Consider the following 17,065-nt stretch of genomic DNA (forward strand, 5'->3'; position numbering starts at 1 on the left):
TACGGAGAACGAACCCATGACCTCACACCTCGACCGATCGCGCCGCCAGCTGCTTGCCGGCGGCCTTGCCGCTGCCACGACCGCCACCTTGCCCGCCTTCGTGCGTGCACAAGGCCGCCCGGTGCTCAAGGCCGGCGACCAGAAGGGCGGGCTGCGCGCGTTGCTCGAAGCGGCGGGCGGGCTCGAAGGCCTGGGCTACGACATCCAGTGGTCGGAATTCCCGGCCGCCGCGCCGCTGGCCGAGGCGCTCAACGCGGGCGCGGTCGATTCGGGCCCGATCGGCGATGCGCCGCTGATCTTCGCGCTCGCGGCCGGCACGCGCGTCAAGGCCATCGGTGCGAACCGCTCGGACGCCTACGGCACGGCGGTGCTGGTGCGGCCCGATTCGCCGCTCAAGAGCGCTGCCGAGCTCAAGGGCAAGAGCGTCGCCACCAACCGCGGCTCCATCGGCCACTACGTCACGCTCAAGGCGATCACGGCGGCGGGCCTGAAGCCCGAGGACGTGAACATCCGTTTTCTTGCACCGGCCGATGCCAAGCTCGCGCTCACCCAAGGCTCGGTCGATGCCTGGGCCACCTGGGAGCCCTACACCGCGCTCGCCGAAATCAGCCGCCATGCGCGCGTGCTGGTCAGCGGACGCGGCCTGCTGCCGGGGCTGAGCTACCTCGCCGCGACCGACGCCGCCATTGCCGCCAAGCGGCCGGTGCTGCAGGACTTTCTGCAGCGCGTGGTGAAGGCGCAGCGCTGGTCGTACCGCAACGTCGATGCGTTCTCGGCCACGCTCGCACGCATCATCGGCATTCCGCCCGAGGCGGCGAAGCTGCAGTTCGAGCGCCGCCAGCAGCAGTGGATTCCCATCGACGCGCAGGTCATCGCCGACCAGCAGGGCACGGCCGATTTCTACCGGCAGGTGGGGCTCATCAAGCAGCCGCTCGACGTGAAGGGCACGTTCGACACGGGCTTCGGCACGGCGGCCTAGAACCGTCGTTCGAGTGCCTGCACGCGGAAGTCCTGCGGCGCGATGCCGTAGGCGCGGCGAAAGGCGCGGCTGAAGTCCGAGGCGCTGCGAAAGCCGGCGCCGTAGGCGATGTCGGTCACCATCACATGCGGGTAGCGCGCCAGGTCGCTCGCCGCCTGGCGCAGCCGCAGGCTGCGGATGTAGCTGCCCAGCCCGCCCTCGTGCTGGAACATGCGGTACAGCGTGGGGCGCGGCAGCTGCAGCGCGGCCAGCACGCTCTCGGGCGTGAGGTCGGCGCGGTGCAGGTGCGTCTGCACGTGGCGGCGCACCCGGTCGAACATGGCGGCGCGTGCCGCCGCGCGCGCGTTGCCGTCGAAGCCGGCCTGCTTGCCGAAGGCCGACACCACCAGCTGCGCGCCCGTGCGCACCGCGCTCTGCGCCGCCGCCGGCGTCATGCCGCCGATGTGGCGCGCCAGCGAGATCGCGTGCCCCGCCGCCAGCCGCGCCAGCGGCGTGGTACAGGCCAGCGTGCGCCCGTGCAGGGCCTCGGGATCGGGGAAGCTCTCCTGCACCAGCGTGCCGGGCACGAAGAAGGTGTGGACGCGGCAGTCGTGGCGCCGCATGCGCACCGGCTGGTTCATGTCCAGCGCGAGGATCGTGGGCGTGCCGGCGGGGGCGGGCGGCGGTTCGCCCTTGCGGCGTGCACCCGGCGTGGCCCGCACCCGCAGGTCGTCCACGCCGCCTTCCTCGAACACATGGAACACGAAGTCGCGCACGCTGTCGGTCGACACGCGGGCCAGCGAGCGCTCCAGCACCAGCGTGTCGGAGCGGCATTCGGTGAAGACCAGGCCGCCCACGTCGTAGCGGTCGATCGCGGCGTGGAAGGGGCGCTCGAGCGCGTCGCGCGAGGGCAGGGCGTCCATCACATGGCCGACGCGCGCGCGCCAGGCCAGGAACTGCCGGTCGGGCGGCTCTGCGTGCACGTCGAAATGGCTGTGCGCCACGCCCGGGGGACAGAGGGGGCGTTCGGGGGCCGTGGCGGCGCTGAGCGTCATAGGGCGAGGTCGGAGCGGCGCCAAGGGGCTGGAGGGTCCATGCCCGCCAAATAGTACTAACTAAGCGTTAAAAAATCACATATTTTGCGAAATTCTCCCAAGAACTGAGACGGAAGGTCAAGGCTGTTTACAAAGCGACCTCAGGCTCGCGAGAGGCGTCCTTGCATTGCATTTCGTGGCAGAGGGACGCCGGGTTTACTTTTTTCCCCCAGCGTTGATCGACCGAGCGAGCATTGACATGTCCAAAGGAAGCGCCGAGCTGCGTGCCATTTCGGAACTGGACGACGCACCGCCCTTGAGCCCCGCCGTGGCCGCGAACGCCGCGGCGCGGCTCTTTGCCCAGGCCAACCAACTGGAGCTGGCCAACCTGATGACGGCGGTCGAGCGCGGCGACGTGTGGGCGGCCGCGCGCACGGCGCGGCAGATCCTGTGCGACATCGAGGAGGCGGCCCTGGCGGCGCACGGGCTCGACAGGGCGCACGAAGAAACCGGCGACGAGGGCCTGCTCTCGCCGCGCGAACTCAAGGTGCTGGAACTCGTGGCCCAGGGCTGGAGCAACCGGCGCGTGGCCGAGGCGCTGCACCGCTCCGACAGCACGGTCGCCAGCCAGATCAAGAGCATCTACCGCAAGCTGTCGGTCCATTCGCGCACGCAGGCCGTGCACGAGGCCACGCGGCGCGGGCTGCTGCGCCCCTCGGGCGCGACGCAGCGCCGGGTGATCAGTTTCCCGGGGGCCGGGCCCGCGCGCGGCTGAGCTCAGGCGGCCTTGCGCGTGCGTGGCCTGGGCGTGCCGCCGGCCGCCGGCAACTGCTCGCGCAGGTAGGCCAGGAAGGTGCGCACCACCTCCGGCAGCGTGCGGTCGGCCAGCGTCTGCAGCTCGACCGAGCGTCCGCGCATGCCGGGCTCGCGGATCTCGGCCGCCACCAGCTCGCCGCGCTGCACGCGGTCGCGCACCGTGATCTCGCCCGTGATGGCCAGCCCGCCGCCCTGCAGCACGAAGTTGGCGAGCGCCTCGAAACGGTTGCTCACCAGCACGGGCTCGAACACGAGGCCGCGGTTGCTGCAGCCCACGTCGAACAGCTGGCGCACCGTGTTCTCGGGGCTGCCCAGCGCGATGGGAAAGGGATGCATCTGCGCCAGCGTCACGCTGCGCGACTTCGCCAGCGCATGGTCGGGCCGCATGATCGCGAACACTGACGCCGCCTGGCGATGCTCGACCCGGATGCCGCGCACCGCCGCGCGGCTGTAGGTCAGGCCGATGTCCGCCTCGCCGAGCAGCACGGCATCGCTCACCTGCGTCGGGCCGGTGGCATCGAGCCGGAAGCGCACGCCCGGGTACTGTTCGCGGAACGCCGCGATGGTGCGCGGCAGGAACTCGTTGGCGAAGCCCGAGGAACAGGCGATGCGCACCCGACCGCTCAGCGGCCCCTGCAGCGCCTGGATGTCCGACAGCACGCGCTCGGCCTCCAGTGCGCCGCGCAGCGCGTGCGCCGCCAGCAGCTCGCCCGCGGCGCTGGGCACCATGCCGCGCGGGCGGCGCTCGAACAGCGGCGCACCCACCAGGGTTTCGAGCGCGGCCACCTGGCGGCTGACGGCCGAGATGCTGACGTTCAGCCGCGCGGCCGCCTCGGTGAGCGAGCCCGTGCGGGCCACTTCGAGGAAGTAGCGCAGCGAGGTTTCCTGCAGGCGGCGGCTGGGCATGGGGTGACGTGAGGTTTGCACTGAATGCAAAGGTAGCTCAAGAAAATAGCAATTGTTGAAAAGGTGCCCGCTTTTTATGCTGCGCAGATCCCCGGTTCGCCGTCCTGCTCCCTTCTGCGCTGCCATCCATGTCCACCCCTTCCCCCCGCTCATCCCGTCGCCTGTTGGCGCTGCTCCCCACGGCCGTCCTGCTGCTGGGCCACGGCCTCGCGCAGTCCGCCGAACTCTCGCCGGCCCAGGCCGAGCGCCATGCGCAGGCCACCTACCGCGAGTACTTCGAGCTGCTGGCGCTGCCCAACGACGCCACCGTGCCGGAGGACATCCGCAAGAACGTCGACTGGCTGGAGCAGGCCTTCCGCAAGCGCGGCTTCACGACGAAGCAGCTGCCCAACAACGGCAAGCCGATGCTCTTCGCCGAGTTCCCGGGCAGCGACCCGGCGCGCAAGACGGTGCTGTTCTACATGCACCTCGATGGCCAGCCGGTGATCCCCGCGCAGTGGGCGCAAAAGAGCCCGTGGACGCCCGTGCTCAAGCGCAAGACGGACAAGGGCGAGTGGGAGGAGATCGATGCGGCGCCGCTCTTCAGCGGCCCGCTGGACCCCGAGTGGCGCGTGTTCGGCCGGGCCTCGGCCGACGACAAGGGCCCGATCATGATGCTGCTGGCGGCCATCGACGCCCTGAAGGCCGGCGGCGGCCAGCCGGCGGTCAACGTGAAGGTGATCCTCGACAGCGAGGAAGAAAAAGGCTCGCCGTCCATCAGCCAGGTCATGCAGGCGCACCGCGAGCTGCTGCGCAGCGACGCCATCGTGATCCACGACGGCCCCATGCACGCCACCAACCGTCCCACGCTGGTGTTCGGCAACCGCGGCGCGGCCGATGCGCGGCTCACCGTGTACGGCGCCAAGGTACCGCTGCACAGCGGGCACTACGGCAACTACGCGCCCAACCCGGCGCAGCGCCTGGCCAGCCTGCTGGCCACGATGAAGGACGACACGGGTCGCGTGACCGTGCCCGGCTACTACGACCGCGTGAAGATCGGCGAGGCCGAGCGCAAGATCATGGCCGCCGTGCCCGACGACGAGGCCGCGCTCAAGCGCCGCCTGGGCATCGCGCGCACCGACCGGGTCGGCGCCAACTACCAGGAGGCGATGCAGTACCCCTCGCTGAACGTGCGCGGCATGGCCTCGGCGGCCGTGGGCGACAAGGTGGCGAACATCGTGCCCGACAAGGCCGAGGCCGAGATGGACCTGCGCACCACGCCCGACTCCGACGCGCCCTACCTGGGCAAGCTGATCGAGGCGCACATCGTCAAGCAGGGCTACCACCTCGTGAAGGGCGCGCCGACCGACGAGGAGCGCGCCCGCTACGACAAGCTCGCCAGCTTCAGCTACCGCAGCGAGGGAGCCGACGCGGCGGGCTCGCCGATCAACTCACCGATCGGCCAGTGGGCCTACAAGGCGCTGACCGACACCTTCGGCACCACGCCCGAGCCGGTGCGCATCCGCATGATGGGCGGCACCGTGCCGACGGCGGAAATCGTGCGCGTGCTGCAGGTGCCGTTCGCGATCATTCCGCTGGTGAACGCCGACAACAACCAGCACGCGGCGAACGAGAACCTGCGCATGGGCAACTACGTGACCGGCGTGCAGACGGTCTACGCGTTGATGACGCACGGGTTCTGAGCCCCCGAACGGGGCGGGTGCTCGTCAGGCCCCCTTGCCGGGCTTCTGCGCCTGCTCGCATTCCACCTGGACCAGCTCGCGCTGGTCCAGCGTCGCGCCGAAGCGCACCGCACTGAGGCAGCCGCCCCACACGCAGCCCGTGTCGGTCGACAGCAGGTCGGGTCGCGAGAGCCAGCCCAGCGTCGACCAGTGGCCGAAGGCGACGGTGGCCGCGGCTGTCTTGCGGCCCGGCACGTCGAACCACGGCAGGTAGCCCTCGGGGCCGGGAATGGCGCCGTCCTTGCTCTCGAACTCCATCACGCCCTCGGGCGTGCAATAGCGCAGGCGCGTGAGCGCGTTGACGATCACGCGCAGCCGTGCGTGGCCCGTGAGCGCGTCGTCCCAGTGGTCGGGCGTGTTGCCGTACATCTCGTGCAGGAAGTCGCCCAGCGCGGGGCCGCGCAGCACCGACTCGACCTCCGACGCCAGCGCCAGCGTGTCGCCCACCGTCCACTGCGGCAGCACGCCGGCATGCACCATCAGCAGGTCGCCGCCGCCGATCTGCATGTGCAGCGCCATGTGCTGCTGGCGCAGCCAGTCGAGCATCGCCGCGCTGTCGGGTGCGGCCAGCAGGCCGGCCACGGTGTCCTTGCGGCCGCCCTTGCGCACGCCGTGCGCCACGCCCAGCAGGTGCAGGTCGTGGTTGCCCAGCAGGCTGCGCGCCGAGGCGCCGTAGCCCTGCAGGCGGCGCAGCACCGCGGCCGAATCGGGGCCCCGGTTGACCAGGTCGCCGAGCACCACGAGGGTGTCGCGGCTGGGAGAGAAATCGATCTTGTCGAGCAGCCGGCCCAGGGGGACATCGCAGCCCTGGACGTCGCCGATACAGTAAAGTGACATTCCCTCATTCTCTCCCCCCGTTCATGGATGTCTTCCTGCTGGCCTTGCTGACCACCCTCAATGCGGTGTTCGCAATGTCCGAAATGGCCCTTTCCACCAGCCGCCGCGCACGCCTCGCGGCCTTGGCCGAAACGGGGGACACCGGGGCGGAGGCCGCGCTGAAGCTGATGGAATCGCCCACGCAATTCCTCTCGACCGTGCAGATCGGCATCACCTCGATCGGCATGCTCAGCGGCATCGTGGGCGAGGCCGCCTTCGCGGCGCCGCTCGCCGTGTGGATGGAAGGCCTGGGCATGGGCGCCGGCACCTCCAGCATCGTGTCGACCGCGGTGGTGGTGACCTGCATCACCTTCTTCACCATCATCTTCGGCGAGCTGGTGCCCAAGCGCATCGGCCAGCTGTACCCCGAGCCGGTGGCGCGCTTCGTGTCGCGCCCCATGCGCGGGCTGGCCAAGGGCGCCAAGCCCTTCGTGTGGCTGCTGGCCGGCGCCACCGCCACCACGCTGAAGCTGCTGCGCATCGACGCCAACGCCGCGCGCTCGGTCACTGAAGAAGAAATCTCGGCCAGCCTTGAAGAAGGCGTGGACGCCGGCGTGATCGAGCAGCACGAGCACCAGATGGTGCGCAACGTGTTCCACCTGGACGACCGCCGCCTGTCGTCGCTCATGATCCCGCGCGCCGACATCGAATGGCTCGACGCCTCCAACACCGTGGCGCAGGCGCTGCAGAAGGTGGCGGACGCCGCGGCGCTCAATCTCGTGCATTCGTGGTACCCCGTGTGCCGCAACTCGCTGGACGACGTGGTCGGCGTGATCAGCGTGGCGCACCTGCTGCGCCTGGGTTCCGCCCACAAGGGCGTGCTCGGCCAGGAGGCCACGCCGGCCGTGTTCGTGCCCGAGACGCTCACCGGCATGGAGCTGCTCGAGCAGTTCCGCACGCGCGCCGGCCGGCTCGTGTTCGTGGTCGACGAGTACGGCGTGGTGCAGGGCCTCATGACCCCGCGCGACCTGCTCGAAGCCATCACCGGCGAGCTGCAACCCGGCATGCAGGCCGACGCCTGGGCCCACCAGCGCGCCGACGGCATGTGGGAGCTCGACGGCCTCATGCCCGTGTCGGAGCTGCGCGCGCGCCTGGGCATCCGCGAGCTGCCCGACGAAGAGCGCGGGCGCTACAACACCGTGGCCGGGCTGCTCATGTCCGTGTCGGGCCACCTGCCCGCCGTGGGCGAGCACATCGACTGCGCGGGCTGGTGCTTCGAGGTCGTGGCGCTCGAAGGGCGCCGCATCGACCGCGTGCTGGCGTCGCCGGACCCGGCCGCGCCGCAAGAAGACTGAAGAGGAGGGCGCGGCCATGCTGTCGCTGCTTGCACTGAGTTGCCCCCAATGCTCGGCCCCGCTGCCGCGCGCGGCGCGCTGGCGCACCGTCAATTGCGGCTACTGCGGCGCCACCATCACGCGCGGCACCGAGACCGTCGAGCGCGAGAGCTTTCGCGCCGCCTGGCGCCGCGCCAACGCGCCACAGCTGTCGGACACCGGTCGCCTCCTGCAATGGCGCGGCGCGCACTACCGCGTGCTCGAGCCGCTGGGCCAGGGCGAACACAGCGAGGTGCTGCTGGCCGAACGGCTGGGCGCCGTGCCCGAGCGCGTGACGATCAAGCTCGCGCGCGACGCGGCGGGCGACGCCGTGCTGGCGCGCGAGGCCGCCGTGCTGCAGGCGCTGCAAGCCCTGTCGGTGCCCGGCGCGGCCTACTTCACGCGGCGGCTGCCGCAGCCGCTGGGCCTGGGCGTGGCGCAAGGCCTGGGCGACGGCGAACGGCAGGCGCTCGTGCTGCGCCACCCGACCGGTTTCTGGGGCAGCCTGCAGGAAGTGCAGCAGGCCAATCCGCAAGGCATCGATGCGCGCCATGCCGTCTGGCTGTGGCGGCGCATGCTCGAGGTGCTGGCCTTCGTGCACGGCGCCGGCTGGACGCACCGCGCGCTCGCGCCCGCGCATGCGCTCGTGCATCCGCGCGACCACGGCGTGTTGCTCATCGGCTGGTCGCAGGCCAGGCAGGACGTGTCGGGCGGCGCCATCGGGCGCGACCTGATGGCGTCGGCGCACAGCGTGCGCGCGTTGCTGTCGGATGGTGCTGTGCCCGCACCGCTCGCCGCCTTGCTGCGCGAGTGCAGCGACGACGCCGTTGCCTGCGAACGCCTGGGCGCGCAGGGCATCGAGCAGGCGCTGTCGGCCGCCTCGCGCGAGGCCTTCGGGCCGCCGCGCTTCGTTCACTTCGACCCCGCGCCGGCCGGCTAGCCGCCAGCCTTTCACTTTTTCCCGCACGAAGGAGCACGTCCATGGGTTACGGAAATTACTCGCATGCCGCCCACGCAGCCATCGTGGCTGATCGCGCCGCCAAGTCCGGCAGCGAGGTTTTCACGCAGACCGCCACGCACGCGCTCATGAACCCGCAGGGGCTCAAGGTGCGCGAGTCGCGCGACAACGCCGACCACCCGAACTCGCTGGGCATCGCCTTCGCGCTCGACGTCACCGGCTCGATGGGCGACATCCCGCAGACCCTGGCGCGCCGCGAGCTGCCCACCTTCATGAAGCTGCTGACGGACTGCGGCGTGGCCGACCCCCAGCTCATGTTCATGGCCATCGGCGACGCCACCTCCGACCAGGCGCCATTGCAGGTGGGCCAGTTCGAATCGACCGCCAACCTCATGGACCAGTGGCTCACCTGGAGCTACCTCGAAGGCGGCGGCGGGGGCAGCGGCGAAGAAAGCTACGAGCTGGCCTTCTACGTCATGGCGCAGCACACCGACATGGACTGCTGGGTCAAGCGCAAGAAGCGCGGCTACCTGTTCGTCACGGGCGACGAGCTGCCGTACCCGGCCGTGTCGCGCCACCAGGTCGAAGGGCTCATCGGCGAGAAGCTCGACGAGGACATTCCGATCGAGGAGGTCATCGCCGCCGCGGCCGAGACCACGCACCTGTTCTTCCTGATCCCCGACGCACAGCGTCGCCGCCGCTGCGAGCCGCGCTGGCGCGAGCTGCTGGGCGACCATGTGATCTGCATGGACTCGCCCGACGACGCCTGCGCCGTGGCCGCCGGCATCGTCGCGCTCACCGAGAAGGCCGTGCCCAGCCTCGACGCGCTGGCCGGCGTGATGGCCGCGACCGGCATGGCCAAGGAGCGCGTGGGCGGCGTGCTGCATGCGCTGGACGGCTACGCCGCGCTGCTCGATCCGAACGCACCGCGTCGCGCCACGCCGGCCGCCGGCAACGGGGCGCGCAGCTCGTGGTGGAAGCGACTCTTCGGCTGACGGCCTGCCGTTGACTTCGACGCGCTACGTCTCGCTGCTCGGCCTCGGTTTCGGCGACTGCGGCAAGGGCCGCTTCACCGACTTCCTGTGCGGCGCCTGGGGCGCGCACACCGTGGTGCGCTTCAACGGCGGCGCGCAGGCCGGCCACAACGTGGTGCTGGCCGACGGCCGCCACCACACCTTCTCGCAGTTCGGCGCGGGCAGCTTCCATGCCGGCGTGGCGACCGTGCTTGCGAGCCCGGTGGTGGTGCATCCGACGGCGTTGCGCGTCGAGGCCGAGGTGCTGCAGCGCGCGGGTGTGCCCGACGCTTTTGCTCGCCTGTTCATCGACGCGCGCTGCCGCGTGACCACGCCTTTTCATCAGGCTGCTGGCCGCCTGCGCGAATGGGTGCGCGGCGCGGCCGCGCATGGCAGCTGCGGCGTCGGCGTGGGCGAGACCGTGCGGCAGGCGCTGGCCGCGCCGGAAACGACGCTGCACTACGGCGACCTTGTTCACCCCGCGCGCACGCTCGACAAGCTCGAGGCCTTGCGCCTCGCGCTGCACCGCGAGTTCGCGAACGTGCTGCCTTCGTCGGCCGAGGCCGCGCAAGAGCTGTCCGTGCTCGCCGACGCTTCACTCGCACAACGCTGGCTCGACGCCGTGCAGCCCTGCCTGCGTCAGTCGCCACCCGCGAGCGCCGACACCATCGGCGAACGGCTCGTGCGCGCCGGCACCGTGCTGTTCGAAGGCGCGCAGGGCGTGCTGCTCGACGAGTGGCGTGGCTTTCATCCGCACACGACCTGGAGCACCGTCTCCACCGCCGCCGTCGAGGCGGTGCTGCGCGATGCGGGCATCGCGGCGCCCGTGCAGCACCTGGGCGTGCTGCGCAGCCACCTCACGCGGCACGGCGCCGGCCCGCTGCCCACGCACGACCGCGCGCTCGATGCGCGGCTGGCCGAGCCGCACAACGCCGACGACGGCTGGCAGGGCGCGTTCCGCCGCGGCCACCCCGACGCGGTGCTGCTGCGCTACGCGCTCGCTGCCGCCGGGCCACTCGACGGGCTGCTCGCCAGCCACCTCGATGCGCTCGCGCACGCGGACCTGCGCTGGTGCACCGGTTACCGCAGCGCCGACGGGCACACGCTGTCGTCGCTGCCCCTGAGCGATGCGACCGACCTGGACCACCAGCACGCGCTCACCCGCCTGCTGGAGGGCGCCCAACCTTTGTACGAATCGCAATCCGTCGCCCACGCCCCCGAGTGGGTGCGGCGCGTGGAAGCCCTCAGCGGCCTGCCCGTGCGCTTCGGCGCGTTCGGCCCGGTGCGCGAGGCCGTCCGCGCGCGCGACCTGCTGCGTTGACCTGATGAGAAAGCCTGCGTGACCCCCAACGTCTTCCTGATCGCCGGCGCCGTGCTGAGCGCCATCGCCGCGCTCTTGCACATCTGCGTCATCTTCGGCGGCCCGGCTTGGTACCGCTTCTTCGGTGCGGGCGAGCGCATGGCCGCGAGCGCCGAGGCCGGCCACCTGTACCCCGTGGCCGTCACGCTGGTCATCGCCGGCATGCTGGGCGTGTGGGCCGCCTACGCGCTGGCAGGCGCCGGCGTGCTGCAGCCACTGCCGCTGCAGGCGCTGGTGCTGCCTGCCATCACCGCCGTGTACCTGCTGCGCGGCCTTGTCGCTGTCGCGATGTGGCTGTTCGACCGGCGCCGTCTCAGCGCTTTCTGGGTGTGGAGCTCGCTCGTGTGCTTCGTGTACGGCGTGGTGCACCTCGTCGGGCTCGTGCAGGTCTGGGACACGCTCTGACCACGACCCGCCACCGCACTCAAGCAGAATCCGAATCGAAGCAACCTCGTCCTGTTTTCCCTCCCACGATCGACACCATGACCACTCCCGAAGACATTTACACCGAACCCTCCGCCGATCCCGACACGCTCGCCAACCTGGGCCCGCTGCGGCCGCTGGCCGGCATCTGGGAGGGCACGAAGGGCGTCGACGTCAAGCCGAAGAAAGAGGGCCCGAAGACGCAGGTGTACGTCGAGCACTACGAGCTGCAGCCCATCGACGCGCAGACCAACGGCCCGCAGCTGCTGTACGGCCTGCGCTACCACACCTACATCCACAAGCCCGGCCTCACCAAGATGTACCACGACCAGGTCGGCTACTGGCTGTGGGAGCCGGCCACCAGCACCGTGTTCCTCACGCTGGCCATTCCGCGCGGACAGGTGGCCATGGCCAGCGGCCACGTGAAGCCCGGCGACACCGAGTTCACGCTCAGCGCCGAGCACGGCAGCCTGGTGAACGGCATCGTGTCGAACCCGTTCCTGGAGCGCGCCTTCACCACGCTGGCGTGGAACATCACGGTGAAGATCAACGCCGACGGCACCTGGTCGTACGACCAGGACACCGTGATGCAGATCCTGGGCCAGGCCGAGCCCTTCCACCACACCGACCGCAACACGCTCACGCGCGTCGGCGAGCCGGGGCTCAATCCGCTCGCGAAGATGGGCTGAGGCCGCTCAGTCTGCAGGCGGCTTCGGCGTGCGCAGGCGCCGCAGCCGCACCGTGAGCTCCTTCACCAGCTGAAGCTCCCCGCGCCGCTGCGCCACCTCCAGCGCCTGCGCGAACGAGGCTTCGGCCTTCGCTGCGTCGCCGAGCGCCAGCGCGAGCAGGCCCTGCAGCCGCCACGCGGCGGTGAACTCGGGGTCGAAGGCCAGCGCCTTCTCGACATGCATCAGCGCCGTGGGCGCGTCGTCGCGCCGGTGGTGCGCCAGCGCCAGGCTCATGCGCAGCAGGGCGCCGTCGCGGCCGGCGGCCAGCAGGCGCTCGAGCGCCTCGGGGGAGGGGCCGGGTGGGGTGGTGGTGGTGGTGGTGGTGGTGTTCATGGCATTCGTTCGACCTTCCTTGAGGGACTTTGAGCGCCGGCCGGCGGTTGCGTAAATATCAAAGAATAATCTTTGATATTTAAAAACGCAGGTGCCCCGATGAATCTCCCTACTTCCGTCTGGCTGTTCCAGTCTCTCCACGCGCTGGGCATGGCGCTGTGGCTTTCGATTGCCGTGCGCAACAACTGGCGTGGCTTTGCGGGCTCAGCGTTCGCGGTCGGCGGCACGATGTCGATGGCGCCGTTGCGCGTCGACCCTGCCATCGACACGCCCTTGCTCACGCGCGCCATCCGCTCGGTGGCGCTGCACCGCGCGGCGCTGTGCGTGGTGCTGGCGTTGCAGTTCGGCGCGGCGCTGGCGTTCTGGGCCGGCAGCGCGATGCTGGTGGCCGGCGGCGACCTGGCCGCCGCCCGGCCATGGCTCAACCTGGGGCTGGCCGGCTTTGCCGCTTTCCTGTTCGCGATGCACCTGGGCGGCCTGTGGTTCGGCTACTGGATACGGCAGGAGGGCCTGCAGCTCACGCACCTCGTGCTGCTCTTGTGGGTGCTGGCGGCGTTCTTCCTGTTCAACCTGTCATGGCATTGATGCCGCCTTCGTCCTACGCGCGCGGTGAGGCCACGCCCACAGCCCGTGCGTCGCGCTGCATCCACCATCGGTCTCCATGAACAGAGTGATTCTTGCGTTCCTGGGTGGGGTTGCCTGCGCCGCCGCCGTGGCGGCCATCGCGGAGCCTGTGAGAGTGCCCGTCGACAGCGACGACAAGGGCACGGCCTACATCGCGCCCAATGTGAACTCCACCGAAACCTCCGCCCGAACGAACGGCGCCACGGTCGGCGTGCAGCGCCCCGACGGCAGCGCCCTCGAAGCCGGCACCGACACGTCTGGCAAGCGGCCCACCTATTCGGTCGGTGCCAAGACCGGCGGCGACGTCTCCTTCTCGGGCGGCGCGCACTCGGACGGCAAGGCCAACACCGGCGTGAAGGCCGGCGTCACCATCAAGTACTGATCGGTCAGACCATCGTCGCGTAGACGATGAAGCCCTCGTGCTTCGCGACCTTGTCGTAGAGCGTGCGCCCGGCCGCGTTGGTCGTGTGCGTCTGCCAGTACACGCGGTGTGCACCCGCGCGTCGCACCTGTTCGTACACGCCCTCGATCAACTGCCGGCCCACGCCCTGGCCGCGTTCGGACGATTGCGTGAACAGATCCTGCAGGTAGCAGTTGGGCTCGATGCGCGTCGTGCTGCGGTGGAACAGGTAGTGCACCAGCCCCACCAGCTGCCCCTCGCGCTCGGCCACCAGCGCATGCACCGGCTCGTACGGATCGAAGAAGCGCTGCCACGTGACCTGCGTGATTGCCTCGGGCAGGGCCGTGGGGCCCTCGCGGCCGTAGAAGGCGTTGTAGCCGTCCCAGAGCGGCTTCCATGCGGCGAAGTCGTCGGGCGTGGGCGGGCGGATCAGGAGCGCGGGCGTGGTCATGAGGTCAGGGGGCCTTTCCGTTGGGTACGAGGGTTTTGCTTGCCGCGATGGCGGCGTTGGCGGGACAGGCCGGCAGCGCCACCGGCACCGCCGCGGGCATGGGTTCGGGCACCGGCCCCATCGACTTCTCGAGAAAGTCGAGCATCGCGCGCATCGCCGCGCTGTTGTGGCGGCGCTGCGAATACGCGGCATACAGCCAGTGCTCGTGCGGCATGTGGTCGCGCAGCACCGGCACCAGCGCGCCGCGTTCCAGGTGCGACTGCGCCAGCGGCTCGGGCACGTAGGCCACGCCCACGCCGCGCAGCGCCAGCTCGATCAGCGCCACAGCGTCGTTGGCCTCCATGCGGCTGTGCACCGCCACGTCGTGCGGCTGGCCGTCGGTTTCGAACGGCAGGTGCGTGGTAGGCATCGGCGAATAGCTCAGCACGTCGTGCCGGGCCATATCCTCGGGCACCTGCGGAATGCCGCGCTGCGCCCAGTAGGCGGGCGACGCGCACACCACCATGTCGAAGCGCACCAGCCGGCGCACGATCAGGTTCATGTCGTCGATGCGCCCGCCCGTCAGGTGGATGTCGATGCCTTCCTCGATCAGGTCGATGTCGTGGTTGGTGAAATTCAGGCTCACGTACACGTCGGGATAGAGCTTGATGAACTCCGCGATCACGTCCGAAAGCCAACCTGCGATGAGGCCGTGCGGCGCGCTCATGCGCAGGCGCCCGCGCGGGTGCGAGCCGTGCGCCTGCAGGTCGTTGAGCGTGTTCTCGGCCATCGTCACCAGCTCGGTGCTGCGCTCCAACAGCACCTCGCCCGCGTCGGTGAGGCTCAGGGAGCGGGTCGAGCGGTTGAGCAGGCGCACGCCGCTGCGCGCTTCGAGCTCGGCCACATAGCGGCTGACCGTCGCCTTGGACATGCCCAGCGAGAGAGCCGCGCGGGAGAAGCTGCGCCGGAACGCGACTTCGCGGAACGTTTTGATGAGATCGAGACCATCCATAGATCGGCGCATTGTTCCAGCATCGGGGGAGGGGGCACGGGTCGTAGGGGCATCCCGGTTTTGCGCTGCGAAGGGGGTGGGGGTGCGTGGCTATACTGCGGCCGTCACGTCAAAAACAGGCGTGGCCGGGATTGGCGTCCCGTGTAACTGCTGCGACGAAAGCCGCAGATTTCTCCGCAGAGACTCTGTGGCTTTGTCGTTCGTGCCTCTTTTTTTTGGCGGCTCGAGCAGGGAGCCGCGAGGCTCGCCGGTTTGCGCAAGCAGTTCCCGGTACGCCAACCTGTTCGAGCTGCCGCCCTCAATTGGCGTTGGGTGCGACGGTTGTTGCAAACCGAACTGCCTGGAGGCCACGCATGGCTCTCGCCCCCTCCGTCACAGCCGAATCGCTCGTCTTGCAGGCCTGCGATGACCTCGACAGCTTTCACATGGTGCGCCGCGCGTATGCGTGCATCGAGAAACTCATCGTGCCGCAACACGTGAACGACACCGACGATGTGTACCCGACGCGCACCGAACTCGGCGCGCTGGTGCGGCTGGTCAACGAAGAACTGCAGCGGCGCATCGAAACGGCGGAGACCACGCTGCAGTCGCTGCGTGCTGCCGTGGGCGATGCCCAGCGGGGCTGACGGTTCAGGCGGGGCGCTCGCCGTTCTCCACCGGCGGTTGCGGCTGTCGCTGTTGCAGCGTCGTCGAGATGCCGTAGAGCGCCAGCATGCCGAGCACGTGCCCGATGGCAACGCCCGGCTCCCCCGATTCGATCCGCGCGATCGTCTGGACATGAACGCCTAGGCGCGTGGCAGCGGCAGCCTGGCCCTCGCCAGCCGTTGTGCGCGCCAGCTTGGCAGCAGCACCGAACGCCTTGATCGCTTCGATCGCGTCGTCTCCGATGTCGGAAGAAATTCGTTTTCCTTGGGCCATGGGGTGATTGTCTCTGGTTGCCGGGGGGCGTCCGACGTGGGTAGGTACCATCGGCCAGGCGCAGGCATTGAATCCCCTGCATGAGCATCAAGGCCACCCATGCACTCACGAGCGATCTCTTTCGGTTTCGCATGCACGCTACTGACCTTCGGCGCTTCGTCCTTCGCGTGCTCGCCCCCCAGCGACCCGACCCTTCGAGCCGAATTCTTCGAGAGTCTCAAGGGCCGCTACAGATTCTGGGCAGTCGTTCTCGGAGAAGAGTCCGTCACGACAAAGGCTGGGCCCTTTCGGCCTGCGGCGACGATGACAGGTCTGCGCGTTCGGATCGTGGAAAGTGCCTACGCGGCGCTTCCCGTATCGAGAGAATTTACCTTCGTCGAAGCGGCGATGGGATCGGCTTGTGAGCCGGACTACCGCTCTCTTTCGATCCTCAAATACCCCGTCGGAACTGAGGTGCAGCTGGGCTCTGAGGACCTCGTTGGCATCCGTGTGTTGGGCTTCTCGCGTGCAGCAGCTCAGCAGTGCCCTGAGGCTGCTCCGGCCATGAACACAAAGACTCGCATCGACGGTGAGATTGAATGGGTCGCGATGCCAAAAGCCATACCAACTGGTTACAGCGGCTGTCGGTATTCGTGGTCTCGCTTCAACGGCAGCCGGGCTCCCATGACATCTGACTCCACCAGTCATTTCCTGAATGGACGTCTGCAATGGCTTCGAACGCCGGAGATGTTGTGTACCTACGAAGCCGGCGCCCTTGTCGCAGCGAAGTCATTCAGCGCGCATATCTGTCCAACGTCGGAAGCCATTGCGTCAGAACGTTGGCGGCTTAATGGAGCCGCAGCAAGCCTGAACAGCCCATGATCCTGGACGTCATCTCCCTCAGTCGATCGCTTGTCGACGAAGCATGGAACAACCCCGAAAAATGGGAAGCGAACCTTGCCTCTGCGCAAGCGTTGCTCTCGAAGGCGCTCGTTGAATCCCCTGGCAATGTCCTTGCCCTGACATGCTTGGGCGCAGTGCTTTCCGATCAAGGCAAGCACGAAGAGGCTGCATCCGCTCTGAAGCGTGCGATCGAATTCGGCTCCACCGACCGGAACACGTTCTTCAACCTCGGCGTGGCAACGATGAACTTCGGCTCACGCGCGAAAGCCATGTCTGCATTCCGTGGGGCCGAAGGGCTCCAGGCTTCGCCGCTGTCGTGGCCGGCATACTTTGATGCGCAGGCCCATTGAGCGCCCTCCC

The 17,065-nt window shown here is 69.3% G+C and carries 21 protein-coding genes; 14 read left to right on the plus strand and 7 right to left on the minus strand.

The genetic code is table 11. The features are described from left to right. Positions 1 to 16: 16 nt before the first annotated feature. A complete protein-coding gene (locus tag ACAM42_RS09925) occupies positions 17 to 979 on the plus strand; it encodes an ABC transporter substrate-binding protein (protein ID WP_139701952.1) in 963 nt (320 codons plus the stop codon). Here ACAM42_RS09925 and ACAM42_RS09930 read toward each other — a convergent pair. Then, entirely contained in the window at positions 976 to 2,013 is a 1,038-nt protein-coding gene (locus ACAM42_RS09930; RefSeq protein ID WP_369631895.1) for an AraC family transcriptional regulator, read from the minus strand. The two genes, ACAM42_RS09925 and ACAM42_RS09930, sit on opposite strands and share 4 nt — an antisense overlap. 238 nt (positions 2,014 to 2,251) lie before the next feature. Here ACAM42_RS09930 and ACAM42_RS09935 point away from each other — a divergent pair, with 238 nt between their 5' ends. Beyond that, positions 2,252 to 2,767 (plus strand): response regulator transcription factor, encoded by a 516-nt coding sequence (locus ACAM42_RS09935; RefSeq protein ID WP_369631896.1) that lies wholly within the window; start codon positions 2,252 to 2,254, stop codon positions 2,765 to 2,767. 2 nt (positions 2,768 to 2,769) lie between these two features. On the opposite strand, the gene ACAM42_RS09940 is transcribed toward ACAM42_RS09935, so the two are convergent. Further along, complete coding sequence (locus tag ACAM42_RS09940) at positions 2,770 to 3,714, minus strand: LysR family transcriptional regulator (protein WP_369631897.1); 945 nt, start codon at positions 3,712 to 3,714, stop codon at positions 2,770 to 2,772. 128 nt (positions 3,715 to 3,842) lie between these two features. Here ACAM42_RS09940 and ACAM42_RS09945 point away from each other — a divergent pair, with 128 nt between their 5' ends. Next, positions 3,843 to 5,396, plus strand: coding sequence for a M20/M25/M40 family metallo-hydrolase (locus ACAM42_RS09945; protein ID WP_369631898.1), 1,554 nt, complete (start codon positions 3,843 to 3,845; stop codon positions 5,394 to 5,396). Positions 5,397 to 5,420: 24 nt separating this feature from the next. Here ACAM42_RS09945 and ACAM42_RS09950 read toward each other — a convergent pair whose 3' ends face one another. After that, positions 5,421 to 6,272 (minus strand): symmetrical bis(5'-nucleosyl)-tetraphosphatase, encoded by an 852-nt coding sequence (locus ACAM42_RS09950; RefSeq protein WP_139701948.1) that lies wholly within the window; start codon positions 6,270 to 6,272, stop codon positions 5,421 to 5,423. A gap of 23 nt (positions 6,273 to 6,295) precedes the next feature. Here ACAM42_RS09950 and ACAM42_RS09955 point away from each other — a divergent pair, with 23 nt between their 5' ends. The 6 genes from ACAM42_RS09955 to ACAM42_RS09980 all read left to right on the plus strand — a co-directional run bounded on the left by ACAM42_RS09955 (position 6,296) and on the right by ACAM42_RS09980 (position 12,067). Continuing rightward, positions 6,296 to 7,606 (plus strand): hemolysin family protein, encoded by a 1,311-nt coding sequence (locus ACAM42_RS09955; protein ID WP_369631899.1) that lies wholly within the window; start codon positions 6,296 to 6,298, stop codon positions 7,604 to 7,606. A gap of 16 nt (positions 7,607 to 7,622) precedes the next feature. Further along, complete coding sequence (locus tag ACAM42_RS09960; protein WP_369631900.1) at positions 7,623 to 8,564, plus strand: protein kinase family protein; 942 nt, start codon at positions 7,623 to 7,625, stop codon at positions 8,562 to 8,564. Between the two features lie 41 nt (positions 8,565 to 8,605). Continuing rightward, positions 8,606 to 9,577, plus strand: coding sequence for a VWA domain-containing protein (locus ACAM42_RS09965; RefSeq protein WP_369631901.1), 972 nt, complete (start codon positions 8,606 to 8,608; stop codon positions 9,575 to 9,577). A gap of 10 nt (positions 9,578 to 9,587) precedes the next feature. Next, positions 9,588 to 10,916, plus strand: a complete 1,329-nt coding sequence (locus ACAM42_RS09970; protein WP_369631902.1) for an adenylosuccinate synthetase — start codon at positions 9,588 to 9,590, stop codon at positions 10,914 to 10,916. An 18-nt stretch (positions 10,917 to 10,934) separates the two neighbouring features. Continuing rightward, the gene (locus tag ACAM42_RS09975; protein WP_369631903.1) at positions 10,935 to 11,360 is read left to right on the plus strand and encodes a hypothetical protein; all 426 of its coding nucleotides are present in this window, start codon (positions 10,935 to 10,937) and stop codon (positions 11,358 to 11,360) included. A gap of 77 nt (positions 11,361 to 11,437) precedes the next feature. Next, complete coding sequence (locus ACAM42_RS09980; protein WP_369631904.1) at positions 11,438 to 12,067, plus strand: FABP family protein; 630 nt, start codon at positions 11,438 to 11,440, stop codon at positions 12,065 to 12,067. A 6-nt stretch (positions 12,068 to 12,073) separates the two neighbouring features. Here ACAM42_RS09980 and ACAM42_RS09985 read toward each other — a convergent pair whose 3' ends face one another. Further along, the gene (locus ACAM42_RS09985) at positions 12,074 to 12,439 is read right to left on the minus strand and encodes a hypothetical protein (protein WP_369631905.1); all 366 of its coding nucleotides are present in this window, start codon (positions 12,437 to 12,439) and stop codon (positions 12,074 to 12,076) included. Positions 12,440 to 12,538: 99 nt separating this feature from the next. Between ACAM42_RS09985 and ACAM42_RS09990 the strand changes: the two genes are divergently transcribed. Together ACAM42_RS09990 and ACAM42_RS09995 are read left to right on the plus strand one after the other, a co-directional pair. Beyond that, a complete protein-coding gene (locus ACAM42_RS09990) occupies positions 12,539 to 13,024 on the plus strand; it encodes a DUF2165 family protein (RefSeq protein ID WP_369631906.1) in 486 nt (161 codons plus the stop codon). 76 nt (positions 13,025 to 13,100) lie between these two features. Further along, complete coding sequence (locus ACAM42_RS09995) at positions 13,101 to 13,445, plus strand: hypothetical protein (protein ID WP_307637332.1); 345 nt, start codon at positions 13,101 to 13,103, stop codon at positions 13,443 to 13,445. A gap of 4 nt (positions 13,446 to 13,449) precedes the next feature. Here ACAM42_RS09995 and ACAM42_RS10000 read toward each other — a convergent pair whose 3' ends face one another. Continuing rightward, on the minus strand, positions 13,450 to 13,914 hold the full coding sequence (locus ACAM42_RS10000; protein ID WP_369631907.1) for an N-acetyltransferase family protein: 465 nt from the start codon (positions 13,912 to 13,914) through the stop codon (positions 13,450 to 13,452). A gap of 4 nt (positions 13,915 to 13,918) precedes the next feature. Next, entirely contained in the window at positions 13,919 to 14,905 is a 987-nt protein-coding gene (locus ACAM42_RS10005; RefSeq protein ID WP_369631908.1) for a LysR substrate-binding domain-containing protein, read from the minus strand. A 353-nt stretch (positions 14,906 to 15,258) separates the two neighbouring features. On the opposite strand from ACAM42_RS10005, the gene ACAM42_RS10010 reads away from it, so the two are divergent. Further along, positions 15,259 to 15,531 carry a hypothetical protein gene (locus tag ACAM42_RS10010; protein WP_369631909.1) on the plus strand — a complete coding sequence of 91 codons (273 nt, stop codon included), beginning with the start codon at positions 15,259 to 15,261 and terminating at the stop codon, positions 15,529 to 15,531. A gap of 4 nt (positions 15,532 to 15,535) precedes the next feature. Here the strand turns inward: ACAM42_RS10010 and ACAM42_RS10015 are convergent, their stop codons facing one another. Continuing rightward, a complete protein-coding gene (locus ACAM42_RS10015) occupies positions 15,536 to 15,823 on the minus strand; it encodes a helix-turn-helix domain-containing protein (RefSeq protein WP_369631910.1) in 288 nt (95 codons plus the stop codon). A 303-nt stretch (positions 15,824 to 16,126) separates the two neighbouring features. Here ACAM42_RS10015 and ACAM42_RS10020 point away from each other — a divergent pair, with 303 nt between their 5' ends. Both ACAM42_RS10020 and ACAM42_RS10025 read left to right on the plus strand, forming a co-directional pair. Beyond that, the gene (locus ACAM42_RS10020; protein ID WP_369631911.1) at positions 16,127 to 16,684 is read left to right on the plus strand and encodes a hypothetical protein; all 558 of its coding nucleotides are present in this window, start codon (positions 16,127 to 16,129) and stop codon (positions 16,682 to 16,684) included. Beyond that, the gene (locus ACAM42_RS10025; RefSeq protein ID WP_369631912.1) at positions 16,681 to 17,055 is read left to right on the plus strand and encodes a hypothetical protein; all 375 of its coding nucleotides are present in this window, start codon (positions 16,681 to 16,683) and stop codon (positions 17,053 to 17,055) included. Before ACAM42_RS10020 ends, ACAM42_RS10025 begins: the two co-directional genes overlap by 4 nt. Positions 17,056 to 17,065 lie beyond the last annotated feature (10 nt).

It is taken from the genome of Variovorax sp. V35, from assembly GCF_041154465.1.
Taxonomy (GTDB): Bacteria; Pseudomonadota; Gammaproteobacteria; order Burkholderiales; family Burkholderiaceae_C; genus Variovorax; species Variovorax boronicumulans.